The 17,898-nt window shown below is 72.0% G+C and carries 19 protein-coding genes; 8 read left to right on the plus strand and 11 right to left on the minus strand.

Annotated elements, in window-relative coordinates:
- Positions 1–202: 202 nt before the first annotated feature.
- Positions 203–490 (minus strand): hypothetical protein, encoded by a 288-nt coding sequence (locus CUT44_RS30870; protein ID WP_100201663.1) that lies wholly within the window; start codon positions 488–490, stop codon positions 203–205.
- A gap of 8 nt (positions 491–498) precedes the next feature.
- Positions 499–924, minus strand: a complete 426-nt coding sequence (locus CUT44_RS30875; protein ID WP_233221794.1) for an ATP-binding protein — start codon at positions 922–924, stop codon at positions 499–501.
- Here CUT44_RS30875 and CUT44_RS34635 point away from each other — a divergent pair.
- Together CUT44_RS34635 and CUT44_RS34765 are read left to right on the plus strand one after the other, a co-directional pair.
- Entirely contained in the window at positions 923–1,411 is a 489-nt protein-coding gene (locus CUT44_RS34635) for a Scr1 family TA system antitoxin-like transcriptional regulator (RefSeq protein ID WP_269846241.1), read from the plus strand. The genes CUT44_RS30875 and CUT44_RS34635 overlap by 2 nt on opposite strands.
- A 4-nt stretch (positions 1,412–1,415) precedes the next feature.
- Complete coding sequence (locus CUT44_RS34765) at positions 1,416–1,775, plus strand: DUF397 domain-containing protein (RefSeq protein WP_100205316.1); 360 nt, start codon at positions 1,416–1,418, stop codon at positions 1,773–1,775.
- A 194-nt stretch (positions 1,776–1,969) separates the two neighbouring features.
- Here the strand turns inward: CUT44_RS34765 and CUT44_RS30885 are convergent, their stop codons facing one another.
- The 6 genes from CUT44_RS30885 to CUT44_RS30915 form a co-directional block, all read right to left on the minus strand.
- Positions 1,970–2,698, minus strand: coding sequence for a hypothetical protein (locus tag CUT44_RS30885; protein WP_100205317.1), 729 nt, complete (start codon positions 2,696–2,698; stop codon positions 1,970–1,972).
- On the minus strand, positions 2,695–3,162 hold the full coding sequence (locus CUT44_RS30890) for a hypothetical protein (RefSeq protein ID WP_146252331.1): 468 nt from the start codon (positions 3,160–3,162) through the stop codon (positions 2,695–2,697). The genes CUT44_RS30885 and CUT44_RS30890 overlap by 4 nt, the downstream gene beginning before the upstream one ends.
- A gap of 9 nt (positions 3,163–3,171) precedes the next feature.
- Positions 3,172–5,397, minus strand: coding sequence for a glycoside hydrolase domain-containing protein (locus CUT44_RS30895; protein WP_100205319.1), 2,226 nt, complete (start codon positions 5,395–5,397; stop codon positions 3,172–3,174).
- Between the two features lie 438 nt (positions 5,398–5,835).
- Positions 5,836–6,381 (minus strand): hypothetical protein, encoded by a 546-nt coding sequence (locus CUT44_RS30900; protein WP_100205320.1) that lies wholly within the window; start codon positions 6,379–6,381, stop codon positions 5,836–5,838.
- A 191-nt stretch (positions 6,382–6,572) separates the two neighbouring features.
- Entirely contained in the window at positions 6,573–7,220 is a 648-nt protein-coding gene (locus tag CUT44_RS30910; protein WP_100205321.1) for a VanZ family protein, read from the minus strand.
- Between the two features lie 41 nt (positions 7,221–7,261).
- Positions 7,262–7,867, minus strand: coding sequence for a hypothetical protein (locus tag CUT44_RS30915; protein WP_100205322.1), 606 nt, complete (start codon positions 7,865–7,867; stop codon positions 7,262–7,264).
- 164 nt (positions 7,868–8,031) lie between these two features.
- On the opposite strand from CUT44_RS30915, the gene CUT44_RS30920 reads away from it, so the two are divergent.
- Positions 8,032–9,597 (plus strand): phosphatase PAP2 family protein, encoded by a 1,566-nt coding sequence (locus CUT44_RS30920; protein WP_100205323.1) that lies wholly within the window; start codon positions 8,032–8,034, stop codon positions 9,595–9,597.
- Positions 9,598–9,633: 36 nt separating this feature from the next.
- On the opposite strand, the gene CUT44_RS30925 is transcribed toward CUT44_RS30920, so the two are convergent.
- The gene (locus tag CUT44_RS30925) at positions 9,634–10,035 is read right to left on the minus strand and encodes a hypothetical protein (protein WP_100205324.1); all 402 of its coding nucleotides are present in this window, start codon (positions 10,033–10,035) and stop codon (positions 9,634–9,636) included.
- 203 nt (positions 10,036–10,238) lie between these two features.
- Here CUT44_RS30925 and CUT44_RS30930 point away from each other — a divergent pair, with 203 nt between their 5' ends.
- From CUT44_RS30930 to CUT44_RS30945, 4 genes are all read left to right on the plus strand, one after another.
- Positions 10,239–10,793: a hypothetical protein gene (locus CUT44_RS30930; RefSeq protein ID WP_100205325.1), complete on the plus strand. Its 555-nt coding sequence runs from the start codon at positions 10,239–10,241 to the stop codon at positions 10,791–10,793.
- A 53-nt stretch (positions 10,794–10,846) separates the two neighbouring features.
- On the plus strand, positions 10,847–11,326 hold the full coding sequence (locus tag CUT44_RS30935) for a MarR family winged helix-turn-helix transcriptional regulator (RefSeq protein ID WP_100205326.1): 480 nt from the start codon (positions 10,847–10,849) through the stop codon (positions 11,324–11,326).
- A gap of 308 nt (positions 11,327–11,634) precedes the next feature.
- Positions 11,635–12,501, plus strand: coding sequence for an alpha/beta fold hydrolase (locus tag CUT44_RS30940; RefSeq protein WP_100205327.1), 867 nt, complete (start codon positions 11,635–11,637; stop codon positions 12,499–12,501).
- A 126-nt stretch (positions 12,502–12,627) separates the two neighbouring features.
- Positions 12,628–13,464: an alpha/beta fold hydrolase gene (locus CUT44_RS30945; RefSeq protein ID WP_100205328.1), complete on the plus strand. Its 837-nt coding sequence runs from the start codon at positions 12,628–12,630 to the stop codon at positions 13,462–13,464.
- Positions 13,465–13,559: 95 nt separating this feature from the next.
- Here CUT44_RS30945 and CUT44_RS30950 read toward each other — a convergent pair whose 3' ends face one another.
- Positions 13,560–14,309 carry an MBL fold metallo-hydrolase gene (locus tag CUT44_RS30950; RefSeq protein WP_233221795.1) on the minus strand — a complete coding sequence of 250 codons (750 nt, stop codon included), beginning with the start codon at positions 14,307–14,309 and terminating at the stop codon, positions 13,560–13,562.
- A gap of 216 nt (positions 14,310–14,525) precedes the next feature.
- Here CUT44_RS30950 and CUT44_RS30955 point away from each other — a divergent pair, with 216 nt between their 5' ends.
- Positions 14,526–15,710, plus strand: coding sequence for a cytochrome P450 (locus tag CUT44_RS30955; RefSeq protein WP_100205330.1), 1,185 nt, complete (start codon positions 14,526–14,528; stop codon positions 15,708–15,710).
- A 60-nt stretch (positions 15,711–15,770) separates the two neighbouring features.
- Here CUT44_RS30955 and CUT44_RS30960 read toward each other — a convergent pair whose 3' ends face one another.
- Positions 15,771–17,510, minus strand: a complete 1,740-nt coding sequence (locus CUT44_RS30960; RefSeq protein WP_100205331.1) for a glucuronyl esterase domain-containing protein — start codon at positions 17,508–17,510, stop codon at positions 15,771–15,773.
- Positions 17,511–17,898: the final 388 nt, after the last annotated feature.

The raw sequence follows: 17,898 nt of genomic DNA on the forward strand, positions 1-17,898 counted from the left end.
TGGGGTCGGGGCCGGTCCGGGGCGACCATTCCGGACGGTACGATTTACGGCCGCTGACGTGCCACGTTTCCTCGCCCGCTCATTGGCCGCAAATCGCGCCCCTGGCCTTCGGCATGGGGGACCCCAGAGTGTCCGGAACGGCCGCCCCTCCCCGTCCCCTCCCGCCGTCCCCGGCTGCCTGAAGTGCGCCGCTGCCCGAACCTCACATGCCTCCCGTGACCTGCGGCACCGGCCGCAGCGACAACTCCCACAGACACCCGGCGCTCGTGTGGCTGTAGACCACCGCCCGGCCCGCACACAGCAGCCGCCGCGTGGAGCCGGTGCCCGCCTCGTGCGCCCAGGTGAGGAACCGCGCGGCGGCCTCCGGCCCCAGACTCGCCGCGATCCGCACCGCCCGCTCCCCCACCCGCGGCGAGAAGCAGCCCCCCAGATGGCACACGCCCGGCCCAGGCACCCCGCAGTAGGCGACGACCTCCGCCCGATACGCCACCGGTCCACTCACCCCTCCCCCACCGGGCCGGACAGCAGCACGGTGAACCACACCCACTTACCACCCGGCACACACGTGCAGCCCAGCCCGCCGGCCACCTCCCGCAGCAACCACAACCCCCACCCCCGCTCCGCATCCCACTCCGGCACCCTCACCTCCGGCACCCGCGCACAGCGGTCGAAGACCCGCACCAACGCCGTGCCCCGCCCCTGGCGCACCTCCAGCCGACACCGCCGGTCCGCCACATGCCGGCACACGTTCGCCAGCAACTCCGAAACCCCCAGCCGCGCCACCTCCACCGCCGACCGGCCCCCACCCATGGCCCGCACCACCACCGCGACCTCCCGCCACCACACCTCGATCTCCCACACCTCAACGGTTATCTCCCAGGCACGGAAGTGCCTCTCCTCAGGGATGCGCGCGGAGATGGCCATGGAGCCTCCAGCAAAGGGATGGCGTGCCTCAGCAGGACGCGCAAACACCCTCGGCAACGATTTCGGCGCTATACGCCACCGCCGGAGTGAGCTGTTCGATCTACAAGCCGCAAGACAGGAAACTGCAGGTTCTCGTTTATTCGCCCTGCGAAGCACTGCTCGATTCCGCTTCTGGTCTACAGATCGCAAGGGGGCGTGCATACTGGCGTCCAACAATCCACCGCGCCTTTCGATCCAGGTGACCCTCTGCACCTCGGGAGCACACGCGGGCACCGACGGGAGCTTCCGGCTCTTCACCCACCCGGCTCCGGCCGACATGGACATCTGCTTCCTGGAACAGAAGGCGAGCAGGGCCTTCATCGAGGAAGAGACCGGCCCGGAGCCTTACCGCGTCGCGGCGGAACACCTCCGCGCGCAGGCGCTGTCGTCGCCCGAGTCGATGAGGATGATCGCCGGTATCGCGGCGGAGTTCGACAGTAAGGGCTGACACCATGCGATACGGCCTGCCGACCGAACGTCGGCAGAAGTCCAGCCACTCCAACGCACAGAGCGGCAACTGCGTGGAGATCCAGGTCACCGACGACGGCCTGATAGCCGTCGGAGACAGCAAGGACCGTTCCCCGGGCGCGTTCGTCTTCCCCGCAGGCGAGTGGGAAGCGTTCGTGAACACGCTCAGGACAGAGCCGAACGCCTCGCAGCCGGAGCAACCGTCAACCACGGGTCTGGCGCCTTCCCGAACCCGGCGTACCGCCCGTCGCCTGCGGGGACTCGAGCCCGCAGACGGGCGACGGCGGGAGGGGACGGGGAGGGGCGGCCGTTCCGGACACTCAAGTACGATTTGCGGCCAATGAGCGGGCAACAACACGTGAGACGGCAACGGCCGTAAATCGTACCGTCCGGAATGGTCGCCCCGGACCGGCCCCGACCCCACCACGCACCCCACCCGCACCCGGGCGCAGCCTGGGACACCACACCCCACCCGCACCGATCACGGACAGCGGCCACCGCCCACCACCCACCGGATACGCGCCCGCAGGGCGCCGCCCTACACGCTCCGCTGCCGCTCTCGCAGGGCCCGGGCCTCCTTGCGGCGCTGGGGGGAGAACACATCGACGTGCGTCCCCGCACCGGCCTCCGGTTCGTACGCCCAGCGCTCCAGCTTCCCCACCGCCTTGTTCAGCCGCGGATCACCGGGCGGGACGCCCAGGAAGAACAGGGCCTCGTGAGGTGTCCGCTCGTCACCACCCCACCGGACGACTCCCTCGAGCTCGGCGAGGATGTCGCGGACCACGGTGAGCTCTCCGGGGAAGAAACCACCCCGGGCACCGCGCGGGTAGTGTCCGGGCCTGATGGAGACGGCCGTGCCGGAGGCGAGGTTGGACTCGGCGAGTCCGGCCTCCACCGCGTCCGGGTGGGTCCAGCCGGTCACATCTCCTTCCTCAAGTGCGGATATCTCGTAGTGGAAACGGCGTATCACATGAACGAGCACCGTTCCCGGGCCTTCGATACGAGTGGCGACACCGAAGTCCGTGCCGGACACCGGGCGGGTCCAGACCGCGCCACCGCTGTCGGCGGCCTTCTCCATCTCCCATCCGTTGGCGCTGGGCTCGCCGGTACGGATCTTTCTCTGCGTCCTGCGGGCCTCCTCGACGGCTTTTCCGAACCGGTCGTCCGCCGCCGCCGGGGCGGCCGGCAGTAACGCCGTCCCCAGTGCGGCGGCCCCGGTGATGCCCGCGGCGTGCTTCAGAGCCGTACGCCGTGATATTTCCGTCATGCGTCTTCCACCCTCTCTGTGTGTACAGGTCGACCGTGCCGGCCCCTGCGGGCGGCCGCGGCGACCGCGCAGCCGAACGCGCCCGTCAGGAACACCATGACCGCCGGATTCACGTACCGCGGGACGAGTTCGATGGTCACGCCGTCCTCCCAGGAGCACACCGAGCCGACCGGGAACAGCCGGTCCGCCGAGTCTGTGAACTCGGGGACTCCGTACTTGTCGTGCACGCCGTACCGCTCGTAGGTGCAGTCGTGGTAGGCGCTCTCCAGCCGGACCACATGGAGCAGACCCAGGGTGTGGCAGGCCACCGCTCCGGCCAGGAGGAGGGCGGAGCGGGCGGCCCAGACGTTCCGGCGCTCCCCCCTTCCCTTCCACAGGGCCAGCACGAGCAGCGCACAGCCGACCAGCAGACCGGCCGGAAGGAGGGCAAGAAGGAGAACGCTCTGCCCTGTGTCGGTGGCCAACAGCACGGGTCAGCGGCCTCTCAGCGGAGCGAAGTGCTTCTCCAGCACCTGGTAGAGGCCGAGCTGGATGTGGCTGTCGCGCTCCGCCTCGTCTCCGAAGCCGCGGTAGCGCTTCAGTGTGCGCCGGGTGTGCTCGTCGCTGTAGTCGAGGCCCGGACGGGGGATCCCCACGTCGTGCGCCCCGTGGATGAGGGTGTGGGCGGCGGCCGCGATGTTGAAGGCGTCGTCGCCCTTCAGCTGCTTCCAGACGGTCCAGACGTGGGAGTCGTTGTCGGGGTCGAGGATCGACGCCACGATGTCCCCCTGGCGGACCGCGTGTGCCCGGGCGTTGATCGCCGTCACCGCGAAGATCTGCCCCAGCCCGGTACTGCTGTCTCTCTTGATCCACTGGTCCGTGGGGTCCCAGTCGCCCTTCGTGTGGTAGACGGCGACGCCGTCGTCGGCGAAGGAGTCCAGGTTCGTCAGTTTTCTGACCTCCCACAGGAGAGGGCACATCAGCAGAGCCTTGCGGATCCGCAGCCGCCTGGCCACTCTCGTGATCACCGCGTCGTAGCCCATGATCTTGTTGAAGGCGTCCGTGGTGGAGTTCGGCTGCACCACGTCCTCCGGAAGGGAGCCCCCTTCCTCCGGGATGTCCTTGGAGACCAGGTACTTCTGGATGTCCTCCAGGAGTGCGGCCCGCCGGGACATGTCGAAGTCGGCGTCGAGCCCGCTGTCGGGCACCTGCGGAGGGGCAAAACTGTTCTCCCCGCTGTCCCGGCCGGAGGCGATGTTGTTGTCGATCTCGATCCGCCCGCTGTCCGAGCCCACCGTGATCGTGGATATCTGGTCGAAGGACCAGTCCAGCGGGAGTGTGTAGCCGAGGTTTCCGGAGAATCCGGTGGACATGTCGGCCACGAAGCTCGCGCTGGTCAGCCCTTCGTCCCCGACGCGTGAGCAGACGTTGCGCGGCCCGTAGATGCCGATGTGGAACGACGGTCCGTGCTCCTCCATCACGCTCTTTATCGAACGGAAGTGCGGAAGGACGTTGTCGGTGACCTGGTAGTCGAGCGCGTCGAAGTCGACGGCGAAGTAGATGCGCGTTCCCGCCTTGAACCCGTGGTACCTCGCCCACTCCAGGGCGCTGTACGCGTCACTGGTTCCCTGCCGGTGGCCGAAGTAGGAGGCGGCACCGCCGTAGGTCTGGTAGATGGGGAAGACACGGAGCCCGTTGGAGGCGATGACCTCCAGCTCACCGGGTTTGATCATCTTGTCGAGGTCGGTGCCGGGCACGTTGCACAGGTACCGGCCGACGTACTTGTACCCCTCGGCGACCAGTGTCCGGGCACGCGCCGGGGTGATCTCGGTGACGCAGTCGCACGCCGTGCCCCGACGGGTGGGGTCCCCTGTCGAAACCAGCAGGGAGGCCCAGGTCTGGTAGTCACCGATGCCGGTCGCCGGGAGCTTGACGAAGAGCTGGAAACCCTCGATCGTCTCGGAGTGGGCCGCGGTGAAGGTGGCGGCGAAGGGGGTGTCGCGCTTGTTGAGGACCATGGCCGCGGTGAAGAGCTGCGCCCAGGCGCCCGTCGTGCCCACCCGGACGGTGTGCTCCTTGAGTCCGGTTCTGGTCCCGGGGCCGAAGACACCGTTGGCCACTCCGTCCGCCATGCCCAGTTCGTACTGGATGGCCAGCATGAGAGCCTTCTGGACGTCACGTGAGTGGTGGCCGTCGCAGGGGATGATGAAGAAGTCCCTGCGGTCGACGTACCGGCCGTTCAGCCACCGCTGCACTTCACGCACCCGGCTGCTGCCGTTGTTGACGACCGTGTAGGGGTCCATGTTGAGGAGCCCTTTGAAGACCTTCGGGGTGAGCGCGTCCCCGGAATACGTCCCGGCGACCCCCATGTCGGCCTTGAGCCGGCGGACGGCGGCCGACACCCGGTCGTTGTACCTCCCGTCGATCTCTCCACCGTCATAGCCCTTGCAGTACAGGCCCGACTGGATGATGCGGCAGAAGTTCGCCGACGGGACGGTGGACGCGTCGAGTCTGGGATGTCTGGACTGCAGGGCACCGAGAGTTCCGGGGCCGAAGTTGTCCGACAGGCCGGCTATTCCCAGTTCGTACTGGAGACAGCGGGTAAGGGCGTACATGACGGCCCAGCTCGTACGGCCGTTCTCCTCGACGGTGGGTATCCCGGAGACGCCCCCGTATGTGGTGTTGATGAACCTCTGAGCTCGCAGGACTAACTCGTCCATGCCCCTCTCCCCTCGGTGGCCGACACGGTCGGAGCGGAACTCCGTGCTGTGGCACGACCACAGCGGTGTCCGAGTTCCGTGCCTCGCACGCCCTCGTGTACGTCCGGCCCCGGCGCCCGGCGCGGCGTTCTCGCCGAGGGGCGGGGCGGATCCAGAGGGTGCGCGGGGCGTCGCGGAAAGTGCAGCCTACAGACATGTGCCGCCTGCACCTATGAGAGGGGAAACCCCTATAGGGCGATCAGGGAGGACATGAGCCGGGCGCGCGGACGTGAGGCTCGTCACAGATTTGGTGTCGGCCGCTCCACCGCCCGGATCAGCCGGGTGGTCGGTGCCCGCAGGTGGTCCACCGGTTCGGGTGGCTCGACGACTTCGGGCTCGGGGCCGGACACGGCCGGGCGGTCAGGCCGGCGGCGCGGACCACCGGGTCCGGCGGCCCCGTCAGTACCCGTCGCCAGGGGTGCTCCCGTCGCCCGGGGCGCCGACGCCGGTGGCGTAGACGTAGTGCTCGCCCGCCCAGTCCGTGAAGCGGTCGTCCTGCCAGTCACGGCCGGTCCGCCCCTCCAGGGCCGCGATGTCGAAGGCCTCCCGCACCGTGCCGGTGACCCGGACGGGCTCGCCCTGCGCCACCTCGGCCTCCTGCGGGGAGAAGACCAGCAGGCTACGGGGCTCACCGCCGTCGGTACCGGCGATGGTGAAGAAGTTCGGGCTGACGGTGCCGTGGACCTCTGAGGTGATGGTGACCCGTTTGTCCGCCCAGGTGCCGAGGTCGTTCCAGAAGCCGTCCTCGGCCAAGTCCTCGTACACGTAGTCCTGCACCCCGCCCTCCCCGGCGTCCTGCACGCGTACGGACGCCTCGGGAGCGGGGGCGTCCTCCCCGCCACCGCCACATCCGGTCAGGCACACGGCCCCGAGGACGGCGGCGGACAGCGCGGACGCCAGGGGCGTGCTCCCGCGCAGGCGGCGGTGCCGTACCGGAGGGCGCATGCTCGTGGCTCCTTCCACCCGGGGACAGCGGGTTCGTGCAGCATGCGGGGTTGCCGGTGCGGAGGGCGCGAAACCGGAAGCGGCGCGTGTCCAGCCGTTCGGCCGAGCGGCGCCGGACGTCGAGTCCCTCCCGGCGATGCGGGCCGGTCCGCCGGAGACCGGCCGCACGGTGCGGCCGGCGGTGGCGGAGGTCACCGGCCGCCCGGCCCGCCCCTTCGCCCGGTGGGTGCGGGAGCGTGCGGCGGCCTTCGGCGGCCGGCCGGCGAGGCCGGCCGCAGGGCCCTGGCGGGGCGGGTGCCCGCCACCGCGCGGAAGAGCAGGTACCCCAGGAGCGCGCCCGAGGTGTTGGCGATCAGGTCGTTGACGTCGACGACGTGGACGCCGCCGAGGGCGAGCAGCAGCAGCTGCGTCAGCTCGATGCCCAGGCTGACGGCGGCACCGCACAGACCGATCCGCAGTGCGGACCCCCACCGGGCGGACAGCAGCGGCAGCAGGAACCCCAGCGGCACCGTCATCAGGATGTTGAGCCAGAACGTGACGCCGCCCGCCGTCAGCGGGCTGAGGTTGACGCCGCCCGTCTCGGGGTCCGGCGCCGGTCCCGTCGCGGCGCCCTCCATGGCGTCCCGCACGGCCCTTCCCGCGTCGGGCCCGCCGCCCGCCTCGACCGGCAGCAGCGTGAAGTGGAGGACGCCCAGCACGTACCCGGCGAAGACCGTGAACAGCAGCAGGCGCCGGGGATCCCGCGGCACCGCACCGCGCCGGACCGCCACCCCGAGTACGGCCAGGTACAGCAGGAACAGCGCCGGGAGCAGCGTCGCCGAGCTGAGCACCGGCTCCACGGGCCCCTCACCTCCTCGCCGCTTCCGCCCCCGGCCCCCGGTCAGGCCAGCGGGGCGGACCACCGGGTCCGGCGGCGGGTGCGGGCCCGGTGGCGGGCCCAGAGGGCGAGGAGGACACCGGCGACCAGGGAGCTGACGAGGCCTGCGGCCATGTCGGCGATGGTGTCGTCGTAGTGGGCGGCGATCTTCAGGCCGAGCACGTCCTTGCCGAACCACTCGTACAGCTCCCACACCAGCGCCACGGTGCAGCCCAGGAGGGTGGTGAGCAGCGGGATCGAGAAGATTCGCAGGTCGTTGGCCATCAGCGGGGGCAGCAGCAGCCAGCGGATCAGCAGCAGATGGAGGGTCAGGGCGACTATGCCGGGGACCACCGCGTGCAGGGCCGTGTCGTACCAGACGGCGAGCTCGTACCAGTGCGCCGGGGAGGACCAGGCGGCCACCGACAGCACGATCCCCACCAGCAGGTCGACGGGGCTGCGGATACCGGCCAGCCGGGGCACCAGGAGTGCCAGGAACAGCAGGAGGAAGCGGATGACCCCTTCCAGGGGGAGGAACGCCGCCGCTGCCGCGGAGACCAGGGCCCCCACCCGGACGAGGTCGGCGGCGACGCGGCAGCCGCGTTCGAAGGCGGTGGTCGATCGGTCCATGGGGTCCGGGTAACCGGGAGGCGGAGGAGGCAACCCCCGCATCGGCCGGCCCTGCGGCCTCGGTGGGATTCCCGTCGGCGGGACCGGGTACCGCGGACGTTCCGCCGCCCGGAGATCACGGACGGCGCTCGCCGTCGGCGGGGAGGACCGAGGAGAGGAGCGCCGTGCCGGGACGTCTGGAGAGGTTCGCGGGCCGCGAGGCGCTCGCCTGGGGGGTGACGCTGCTGGCCGGGACGGGCTTCGCCCTGCTGCTCGTCCTGGTCCGCACCCGGTGGGAGCCGCTGCGGAACGCCGACCGGGCCGTCGCCGACGCCCTGAACGGGCTGTTCGCCGGGAACCGGGTGGGCGTCGGCGCCCTGCGCGTCCTCACCGACCTGGGCGGCACGCCGATCATGCTGTGGCTGCTGGGCGTCGGCGTCCTGTGGTTCCTGATACGCCGTCAGTGGTGGATCGCCCTGTACGCCGCGGTCGCCGCGCTCGGCGGGATGGGACTCAACGCGCTGGTCAAGGTGCTGGTCGGGCGGCTGCGTCCGGTGGTGGACGTACCGCTGTCCGAGCAGTCCGGGATGAGCTTCCCCAGCGGGCACGCCCTGGGGTCGACGGTGACGTACGGGGTGCTGCTGCTGGTGTTCCTGCCCGTGGTCCGCCCCCGGCTGCGCCCGTGGTTCGCCGCCGTCATGGTGCTGGCCGTCCTCACCGTGGGCTTCACCCGGATGGCGCTGGGGGTGCACTACCTCAGCGATGTGCTCGCCGGGTGGCTGCTGGGCGTGGTGTGGCTGGCGCTGAGCGCCGTCGCCTTCCGCCAGTGGCGGTGGGGCTCGCCGCCCTGGCGGCGTGGGCAGCCGCCGCTGTCCGCGGGGCTGGACCCCGCGCCGGAGGACGGCCTGCGGCCCGTCCCGCGGCAACACGCGCCCGCGCTGCCGCGCCCGGCGCTCGCCGCGGTGGAGCTGCTGGTGGTCTGGGTGCTGATCGCCGGTCTCCTGCACGGCCTGGGGCTGCTGCTGCGCGGCGCGGGGCCGGGCGCGCGGCCGGCCGGCTGGGACAGCGCGGCGGTGCGGTGGGCCGTCGAGCAGCGCGGCCCGTGGCTGGACGACGCGGCCGCGGTGGTGGAGGTCGTCGGCGGGACGCCGGGCATCGTCACCGGCGCGCTGGTGATCGGTCCGCTCGGGGTCGCCGTCGCCCGGAGCTGGCGGCCCCTGGTCCTGCTGGCCCTCGGGCTCGCCGGGGAGCTCACCCTGTACCTGGTCACGACGCTGGCCCTGCCCCGGGAGCGGCCGGACGTCCCCCAGCTCAACCCCGACCTGCGGCCGGCGGCCAGTTTCCCCTCCGGGCATGTGGCCGCCGCGACGGTGCTGGTGCTGTGCACCGCGGTCGTCGTCTTCCGGGCCACCCGGAACCGGTGGTGGCGCCTGGCGGCGGTCGTCCCGGTGGTGCTGGTGCCGCCGGCCGTGGGGTTCCAGCGGCTGTACGCCGGGGTGCACCACCTCAGCGACGTGCTGGCCGGGGTACTGCTGGCCGGGTGCTGGGTCGCGGTGTGCTGGTGGGTGACCCGGTTGCCGCGGGGCGAGGAACAGCCGCCGCCGTCCCCGGCGGACGCCGACTCCGGTGGCCGGCTCCGGCCCGGACCGGAGCCGGAGCCCGAGCCGGGCGGTGGGCACGTGTACGGCGCGGGCCTGCGGCGGGGCCGGGGACACGACGGGGCCGCGCCGCGTCCGCGGCGCGGCCCGTAGGGGGTGCGGTGGCCGGGTTGACCGCTGCGGCCCCCGTCAGCCCTCGTTCTCGCTGACCGAGGTGTCGATGCCGGTGGCCTCGAGGTAGTGCTGGTCGTCCCAGTTGGCGTAGATCTCGTCGTCCCACCTCACGCCGAGTTCCTCCTCGACGTTCACGACGTCGAAGCCCTCCCGGACCGTGCCGGTGACCTTCACGGCCTGGTCCTCGGAGACCTTGGCGGCGTTCGCGGAGACGACCAGCAGCTCGTCGACGTCGGTGTTCTCGGTGCCGGCGATGGTGAAGGAGTTCTCGTTGATGATCTCCCTGACGTCCGCGCTGACGGTGACCTCCTTGCCCACCCAGGTGCTGACGTCGTTCCAGAACTCGCTCTCCGCCAGGTCCTCGTACACGAACTCGTACTCCCCGCTCCCGGCGGCCTCGGCGCCGTCGACGCACACGGCGGTGCCGGGCTGTGGAGCGCATGGTCACGGATTTCCTCTCGCCGGTCAGACCGAGTGCCCGGCTGTCGCGCACCGTGCGGGGTCGCCCGTGCGGGGCCGGCGAAACCGGGACGGACGTATCCGGCTCTTCTCCCCACCATGGAGCAACTCTCCCTCTCCGCCCGTCCCCGGTGGGGAGGTCCCCGATCGAAGGAAAACGCATGTCAAGGATCAATCGCCCCCGGCGTCTGTGGCTGTGGGTCCCGCTGCCGCCGGCGGGCTTCCCCGGCCGTCGGGAACGCGGCCATCGCCGCGGCGGTCCCGGCCGGGTCCGGTACGGCGGCCGGACCCGCCGGGGCCGCCACGGGGGCGAGCAGCAGCCGCAGCCGCGGTTCGTCGGCACCCGCTCCACCGCCGCGGTGAACTCCGCCCAGCCCCGTACGCCGACCACCGACTCGAAACGGCCGGCCATCGACTCCTCGCCGCTGTCCTCGTGCGGTAAGGAGGACCGCACCACCAGGGGCGTGTTCCCGTCCCCGGCCAGTTCCGACCACTCCTCCCGGTACCGGGCGCACTCGTCGGCCGGATCGGTCCCGGCATCGACCCGGCGGCTGACGGCGGTGGTCAGGACGAATCCCGGCAGGGTGGGCAGACCCGCGGCGGCGGAGGCGGCGAGAGCGGCGGCCCTGCCGCCGCACAGTGCCGTGCCCGGGACCGCCCGCCGACTGCCGCACGGAGATGAATCGCAGGCGATAAAGTCGCTTACCAGCAAGTAGCGTAGTATCGATCTCTTGACGCGAACCGCCGCCGCCCCGGAAGGACCACGACCATGGGCACGGAGAAAACCGCGGAACGACCGGCCGCCCCGTCCGGCGAGGCCGCTCCCCCGCTCCTCGACGACCAGCTCTGCTTCCTCCTCTACACCGCCTCGCGCACGGTGACGGCGCGCTACCGCCCGCTGCTGGACGAGCTGAACCTGACCTACCCCCAGTACCTGGTGATGCTGGTGCTGTGGGAGCGCGGGCCGGTCTCCGTACGGGAGTTGGGCACCGCCCTGCACCTGGAGTCCAGCACGCTCTCCCCGCTGCTCAAGCGCCTGGAGGCGGCCGGCCTGGTCCGCCGGGAGCGGCGCACGGACGACGAGCGCTCGGTGTCCGTCACCCTCACCGAGGCCGGACTCGACCTGCGGGAGCGGATCCTGGCCGTGCCACCCGTCATCGGCGACGCCATGGGACTGACCGACGAGGAGTTCGAGGCCGCCGGAAAGCTGCTGCGCAAGCTGATCGCCAACGTCTCCGGCAGCCACTGACCCACCGGTACCGCCCTCGCACCACCGACCCGCCCGCCGGTCCCCGGCGGGCGGGTCGCCGCTTTCCGGGGCCGGTCCGCGGTGACGTGCGTCACCCGGCACCCCCTGCCCCACCCCCGCGAACCGCCCCAGAAACCCACATAAGACCGCCTCATACGGTCGCCAACAACTCAATCGTGAGGACTTAAGTTGCGCACGACTCAGTAGCTCGCTATGTTTCTCTCATCGCCGGGAGAGACCGGCGGAGGAAGACCCCCGCCGGGCCCCGGGAACACCCCGCCGGCCCACCGGAAACGAAGGAGCACCCGATGAACGCCACGTCCCCGGCCGACACCCCCCGCCGCCTCGCCGTCCTGGCCGCCGCCGGAGTCGCCGCGCTCGCCACGGCCGCCGTCGCCCTCCCCGGCCGGCAGGCCGAGGCCGCCGCCGACAAGGGCCCGCAGCACCCGGGCAAGGGAGCGAAGCCCACGGTGGTGCTGGAGCACGGCGCGTTCGCCGACGCCTCCAGCTGGGACGGTGTGGTCGAGCGGCTCCAGCGCGAGGGATATCCGGTGGTGGCCGCCGCCAACCCGCTGCGCGGCCCGGCGAGCGACGCCGCCCACCTGCGCGGTGTCCTGGACAACATCGGGGGACCGGTGGTCCTGGTCGGCCACTCCTACGGCGGCACGGTGATCAGCCAGGCCGCCGCGGGCCGGGAGGACCAGGTCAGAGCGCTGGTCTACATCGCCGCCTTCCTCCCGGACACCGGCGAGACCTCGCTGGAGTTGTCGGACAAGTTCCCCGGCAGCACCCTGGGAGACGTCCTCGACCCCGCACCCCACACACTGCCCGACGGACAGCAGGGCACCGACCTCTACATCAGGCAGGACAGGTTCCGGCAGCAGTTCGCCGCGGACGTGCCCGCCGGCAAGGCCAGGCTGATGGCCGCCGGGCAGCGCCCCATCGCCGCCGCCGCCCTGGAGGAGAAGTCCACCGAGGCCGCCTGGAAGACGATCCCCTCCTGGTCACTGATCGCCACCCAGGACCGCAACATCCCGCCGGCCGCCCAGCGCTTCATGTCGGAGCGGGCCGGCTCCCGCACCGTCGAGGTCGAGGGAGCCTCCCACGCGGTGTCCGTCTCCCGCCCCGACGCCGTCACCCGCGTCATCACCGACGCCGCCACCCGCACCCGGTGAGCCCCACCCCTCGATCCGCCCCTCCCCGTCCCACCCGGTAGGACCCGCCCGAACCCGGTGAACCCGGGCCCCCCGCCCACCGTGGCACACCACGAACGCACCACACCACCGAGGAGACCGATCACCATGCCGTACATCACCGTCGGCCAGGAGAACAGCACCGACATCGAGCTGTACTACGAGGACCACGGGACCGGGCAGCCGGTCGTCCTCATCCACGGCTACCCGCTCGACGGCCACTCCTGGGAGAAGCAGATCCCGGCCCTGCTGAAGGCCGGCCACCGCGTCATCACCTACGACCGCCGCGGCTTCGGCCAGTCCTCCCAGCCCACCACCGGCTACGACTACGACACCTTCGCCGCCGACCTGAACACCGTGATGACGACCCTGGACCTCAACGACGCGGTGCTGGTCGGGTTCTCGATGGGCACCGGCGAGGTCGCCCGCTACATCGGCTCCCACGGCACGGAGCGGGTCGCCAAGGCCGTCTTCCTGGCGCCCCTGGAGCCCTTCCTGCTCAAGACCGACGACAACCCCGAGGGCGTCGACGGCAGCGTCTTCGAGGGCATCCTGGAGGCGGTCACCGCCGACCGGTACGCCTACTTCAGCGACTTCTTCCAGAACTTCTACAACCTGGACGAGACGCTCGGCAGCCGCATCAGCGAGGAGGCCGTGCGGGCGAGCTGGAACACCGCCTCCCGCTCCTCCTTCCACGCCTCCACCGCCTGCGTGCCCACCTGGACCACCGACTTCCGCGAGGACATCCCCCGCATCGACGTCCCCGCGCTGATCGTCGCCGGCACCGGCGACCGCATCCTGCCGATCGACGCCACCGGCCGCCCGTTCCACCGGGCGCTCCCCGCCGCCGAGTACGTCGAGATCGAGGGCGCCCCGCACGGCCTGCTGTGGACCCACGCCCAGGAGGTCACCGACGCCCTGCTGAAGTTCCTGACCACCGACTGAGCCCCCGCCTCCCCTCCCCCCGACGGCCCGCGGCCCGTGACCCCACCCCGGTCACCGGCCGCGGGCTTCCGCGTGCCCGCCCCCGGCCCGTCCGCTCAGCCCGCCGACTCCCGGGCGCACCGCGCCGCCTCACGGACCGGGCCCCGGTGCACCGGGCCGTGCCCCGGCAGCAGCACCCCGGCATCGACCCGCTCCAGCACGGCCAGCGACGCCACCGCGCGCTCCCGGTCGTGGTCGAACATCCGCGGCAGGAGCTGCGGCCCCCGCACCCGGGACGTGGGATGGCCGCTGACCAGCGCGTCCCCGGTGATCAGCACACCCGTCTCCGGCAGCAGGTACGCGCAGTGCCCGCCGGTGTGGCCGGGGGTGTGCACCGGTACCGGGGCGCCCGGCAGGTCCAACGCCCCCGCCACCGGGAACGCCTCCGGCGCGGCGACCGGCACCTTCGCCGTACCGCCGGACCGCAGCGCGTGCACGGCCCAGGGCAGCACACCGGGACGCCAGCCGTTGGCCAGCACCTTCCCGACAGTGACCTGGTGCAGGAAGTCCCGCCGGGCGTGCGGCACCTCGGCCTCGTGCATCAGCACCGGCACCCCGTACCGGACGCGCAGGAACTCCGCCGAGCCGAGGTGGTCGTTGTGGGCGTGCGTGATCAGCACGGCCGCCACCGCCTCCGGCGCCGCCCCGACGGCGGCCAGCGAGGCGAGCAGCAGCTCGCGGTCCCCCGGGTAACCGGTGTCCACCAGGGTCACCGTGTCGCCCTCCCGGACGATCACCCAGTTCGTGTTGCTGCCCGCCACCAGGTGCACACCCGCCGCCACCCGGACCGTCTCCGGCTTCCGCACCGCCGCTCTCCCCCCATCGCGGGGACCCGGACGGGCCCGCCGCAACCGCTCCGCGCACAGTAGGCGGTCGTCTCGGCCTCCGGAACGGGCACCGTCGGTCGGCGGCGGGAGTGCGGGGCATGCACGACACCTTCTGCCCCGCTCCCGGCGGCTGACCGGCCCCGCCGTGCGGGAACGGAGGATTGCCGCCCCCGCGCGGCGGGGCATTGCACGGGCATGAGCGGAGACAGCGGCAACCACGACGACCGCCGGGCCTTACCCGGCGGCCCCCGCCCCGCCTGCCCGGTCGGCCGGGCCGACGACGGCACCTGGCACGTCCACGGCCACGCGCAGGCCCGGCAGGTGCTGCGCGGCACCGACACCGTGCAGGCGGGCCTGGGCATCGAGACCGTGGAGAAGCTGCCCCCCGGCGTCCGGCGCCCCGTGCTGTACCGCGACGGCCCCGAGCACCGGGAGCACCGGCGGCAGACCGCCCGCTTCTTCACTCCCCGCCGAGTGGACGAGCGGTACCGCGAGGCGATGGCCCGGACCGCCGACAGGCAGCTCGCCGCGCTCCGGGCCACCGGCCGGGCCGAGCTCCGCGACCTGGGCTTCGGCATGGCGGTCGAGACGGTGAGCACCGTCATCGGCCTCACCCACAGCAGGCCCGGCGTCCGCCGGCGGCTGGAGCGCTTCTTCCCCGAGAAGTTCGGCAGACCCGGCCTGACCAGCCCCTCCGGTCTCTACTGGCTCGTCCGGCTGAACATCTCCTGGCTCGCCGTCCACCTCGCCGACGTCCGCCCGGCCGTACGCGCCCACCGCCGCGAACCCCGGGACGACCTGATCTCGCACCTGATCGACGAGGGCTGCACGGACGCCGAGATCCTCGGCGAATGCCTCACGTTCGCGGCGGCGGGCATGGTCACCACCCGCGAGTTCGTCTCCGCCGCAGCCTGGCACCTGCTCGCCGACGAGACCCTGCTGGAGACGTACCGCACCGCCGACGAGGCCGGACGCCTCGCCCTGCTGCACGAGATCCTGCGCCTGGAGCCGGTGGTGTCCCGGCTGAAGCGCCGTACGACGGCCGCCCTCGAACTGGACGGCGGCGGAGCACCGGTCACCGTCCCCGCCGGCGCACCGGTCGAGATCCACCTGGCCGACGCCAACACCGACCCGGCCGCCACCGGTCCCTGCCCGCTGTCCGTCCGCCCCGGCCGGGAGATCGGCGCGGGCCTGTCCTTCGGCGACGGCCCGCACCGCTGCCCCGGTGCGGGCATCGCGGTCCTGGCCACCGACACGCTCCTGGCCCGGCTGTTCGCCCTGCCCGGCATCCGTCTGGCCGTCCCGCCCCGCGTCACCTTCAACGACGCGATCGACGGCTACGAGATCCGCGGCCTGACCGTCACGGCCGACCGCTCCTGACCGACGCGCCGGTGGCGTGGCGGCTCGAAGCCGCCACGCCACCGGGTGTACGAGGCCGTGCTAGGAGGCGGTGCAGCCCACCACGCGGGGCAGGTTCCAGTTGCCGTTGGCCATCACGGTGAAGCCGAAGCCGGTGGAGGCCCCGGCGGCCAGTGTGCCGTTGCCGCTGGGCCGCACGGTCATGTTGCTGCCGCTGGTGGAGAAGGAGGCGCTCCAGGAGTTCTGGATCGACTGTCCTCCGTTGAGCTGGACGTTCACCGTCCAGTTGCTGATGGAGGTGGAGCCGGCCCGCACGGTGGCCTGGACGTTGAAGCGGTCGCCCCAGCGCTGCGACTCCTCCAGGGTGGCCGTGCAGGTGGCGTTGCCGGTACCGCCGTTGTTCCCCGCGGTGGTGCCGCCGTTGGTGCCGCCGTTGGTACCGGCAGTCGTACCACCGTTGTCACCCCCGCCATTGTTCCCGGCGGTGGTGCCGCCGTCGGTACCCGCGGTGGTGCCGCCGTCGGTACCGGCGGTCGTGCCGCCGGTACCGCCGCCGTCGGTGAGGGTGGGGGTCTGCCAGTTGCGCCACTGGGAGAGGCTGGCGGACTTCTTGGCGGAGATCCGGAAGACGCCCGGGGCGCTGCCGGTGTTCAGCAGGAACTTCTGGATGCTCTGCTGGATCGGGCCGCGCCACTCGCTGCGGTTGGCGCAGTGCGTGCCGTCGCTGACGTCGGACCAGTAGCTGATGTTCTGCTGCGCGCCCAGGGCCTTGTAGACCTCCGCGCCGCCCAGCGCCGCCACCGCCCCGGACTGGGCACCCAGCCACTCCACGTGCGGGTTGTCCATGATGAGCAGACCGCGCGGCGCGATCATGCCCACCACCTCGTGGGTGTCCACCGGCAGCGAGTTGGGGTTGCCGGTGTAGGAGCCGAACGCGTCCCCCAGCCAGGGCTGCTCGCCGTAGGCGCTGCTCAGCGGCTGCGCGCCGCTCTCGCGCGCGATGGAGCGGAAGGCGCCCACCCCGCCGCTGCCGGACTCGATCGGCATGGTCAGCGCGATGCGCTGGTCGAACGCGCCGGCCACGAAGGCGCCCTTGCCGTAGCGCGAGCAGCCGGTCACCCCGGTGGCGTCGGCCTTGAGCACGCTGCCGCCGGAGGCCTCCAGCACGTCGATGATCCGGCTGACGCCCCAGGCCCAGGCCCCCAGCAGCCCGGTGCCGCTCTGCGCGCCGTAGATGCTGTAGAACGCCCCGGACTTGTTGTTGCGCCCGGTGCCCTCCTGCCCGACCGCGAAGGGGTCGTAGCTGATGACGGCCGCGCCGGAGTTGCGGATGGTGGCGGTGTCCGCGCCGAACCCGCCGTAGACGATCACCGCCGGGTGCGGGCCGGACCCGCTGGGCAGCTGCACACTCGCCGAGAAACTGGCGGTGCGGCCCTGGTGGCTGACGTTGACGGTGATCCGGGAGGAGGTGACCGTGCCGGTCACACTGTCGGGCTTGGCGGGCTTGTCACCGTAGACGGTCCGCTCGGCCAGCTCCCTGATCTCCGCGCGCCGGCACCGCCAGTCCTCCTTGGTGGCCACGCGCGTGCCGTCCATCTTGGTGAACGGGTCGGGCAGCATCGAGGTGTTGGCCGAACCACCCTGACCCACCCGGCAGTCCGCACCCTCGTCCTCCACCGGGGGATCAGCCAGCACGGCGGCGGATTGGAAGGATTCAGCGGTGTCCGCCTGTGCACCACCGAGAGTGGTGACGGTCAGGCTCGCGACGGCCACGAAGGCCGCGGCCGCCCATGTCCAGGGCCGATGTCTGTGGGAGCGCATGTGGGGGGACCTCCATCGTGAAGGCGTGCGATCGGCGGGACCGGCCCTCTGCCACGACCGGCAGAAAGCCGTTCACTCGCCGGTGCACACCGGTTTGCGGGGGGTGTGCCGAACCGGCGGCGGAGCGGCCGACGCAAGCGCGACGGTGGGGTGTTGCGCGGATCACGGGGTGCCGGACCAAGCTCGGGAGCGCTCCCAGGCTAAGAACGGGGTTCCACGCCTGACAACCTGTAGAACAACGGCCGTCCCAGGTTGGCCTTTTTCACACCCCCACCGGCAGTCACAGCACCCGCCACAGCCGGTCAGAAGAGGGGAAACCGACCTTGCGGCCCGCCCCTCACACCACCACCCGATGGAAATTTCCGGCCACTTTCCGGTACATCGCAGC

Source organism: Streptomyces carminius (assembly GCF_002794255.1).
Taxonomy (GTDB): domain Bacteria; phylum Actinomycetota; class Actinomycetes; order Streptomycetales; family Streptomycetaceae; genus Streptomyces; species Streptomyces carminius.

Bases quoted from the DNA above. Each gene is read 5' to 3' on its own strand.
- CUT44_RS30915 (WP_100205322.1), bottom strand. From the start codon at position 7,867: ATGGACCGATCGACCACCGCCTTCGAACGCGGCTGCCGCGTCGCCGCC.
- CUT44_RS34765 (WP_100205316.1), top strand. From the start codon at position 1,416: ATGCGATACGGCCTGCCGACCGAACGTCGGCAGAAGTCCAGCCACTCC.
- CUT44_RS30945 (WP_100205328.1), top strand. From the start codon at position 12,628: ATGCCGTACATCACCGTCGGCCAGGAGAACAGCACCGACATCGAGCTG.
- CUT44_RS34635 (WP_269846241.1), top strand. From the start codon at position 923: ATGGAGCCTCCAGCAAAGGGATGGCGTGCCTCAGCAGGACGCGCAAAC.
- CUT44_RS30955 (WP_100205330.1), top strand. From the start codon at position 14,526: ATGAGCGGAGACAGCGGCAACCACGACGACCGCCGGGCCTTACCCGGC.
- CUT44_RS30960 (WP_100205331.1), bottom strand. From the start codon at position 17,510: ATGCGCTCCCACAGACATCGGCCCTGGACATGGGCGGCCGCGGCCTTC.
- CUT44_RS30900 (WP_100205320.1), bottom strand. From the start codon at position 6,381: ATGCGCCCTCCGGTACGGCACCGCCGCCTGCGCGGGAGCACGCCCCTG.
- CUT44_RS30930 (WP_100205325.1), top strand. From the start codon at position 10,239: ATGTCAAGGATCAATCGCCCCCGGCGTCTGTGGCTGTGGGTCCCGCTG.
- CUT44_RS30875 (WP_233221794.1), bottom strand. From the start codon at position 924: ATGGCCATCTCCGCGCGCATCCCTGAGGAGAGGCACTTCCGTGCCTGG.
- CUT44_RS30940 (WP_100205327.1), top strand. From the start codon at position 11,635: ATGAACGCCACGTCCCCGGCCGACACCCCCCGCCGCCTCGCCGTCCTG.
- CUT44_RS30895 (WP_100205319.1), bottom strand. From the start codon at position 5,397: ATGGACGAGTTAGTCCTGCGAGCTCAGAGGTTCATCAACACCACATAC.
- CUT44_RS30885 (WP_100205317.1), bottom strand. From the start codon at position 2,698: ATGACGGAAATATCACGGCGTACGGCTCTGAAGCACGCCGCGGGCATC.
- CUT44_RS30935 (WP_100205326.1), top strand. From the start codon at position 10,847: ATGGGCACGGAGAAAACCGCGGAACGACCGGCCGCCCCGTCCGGCGAG.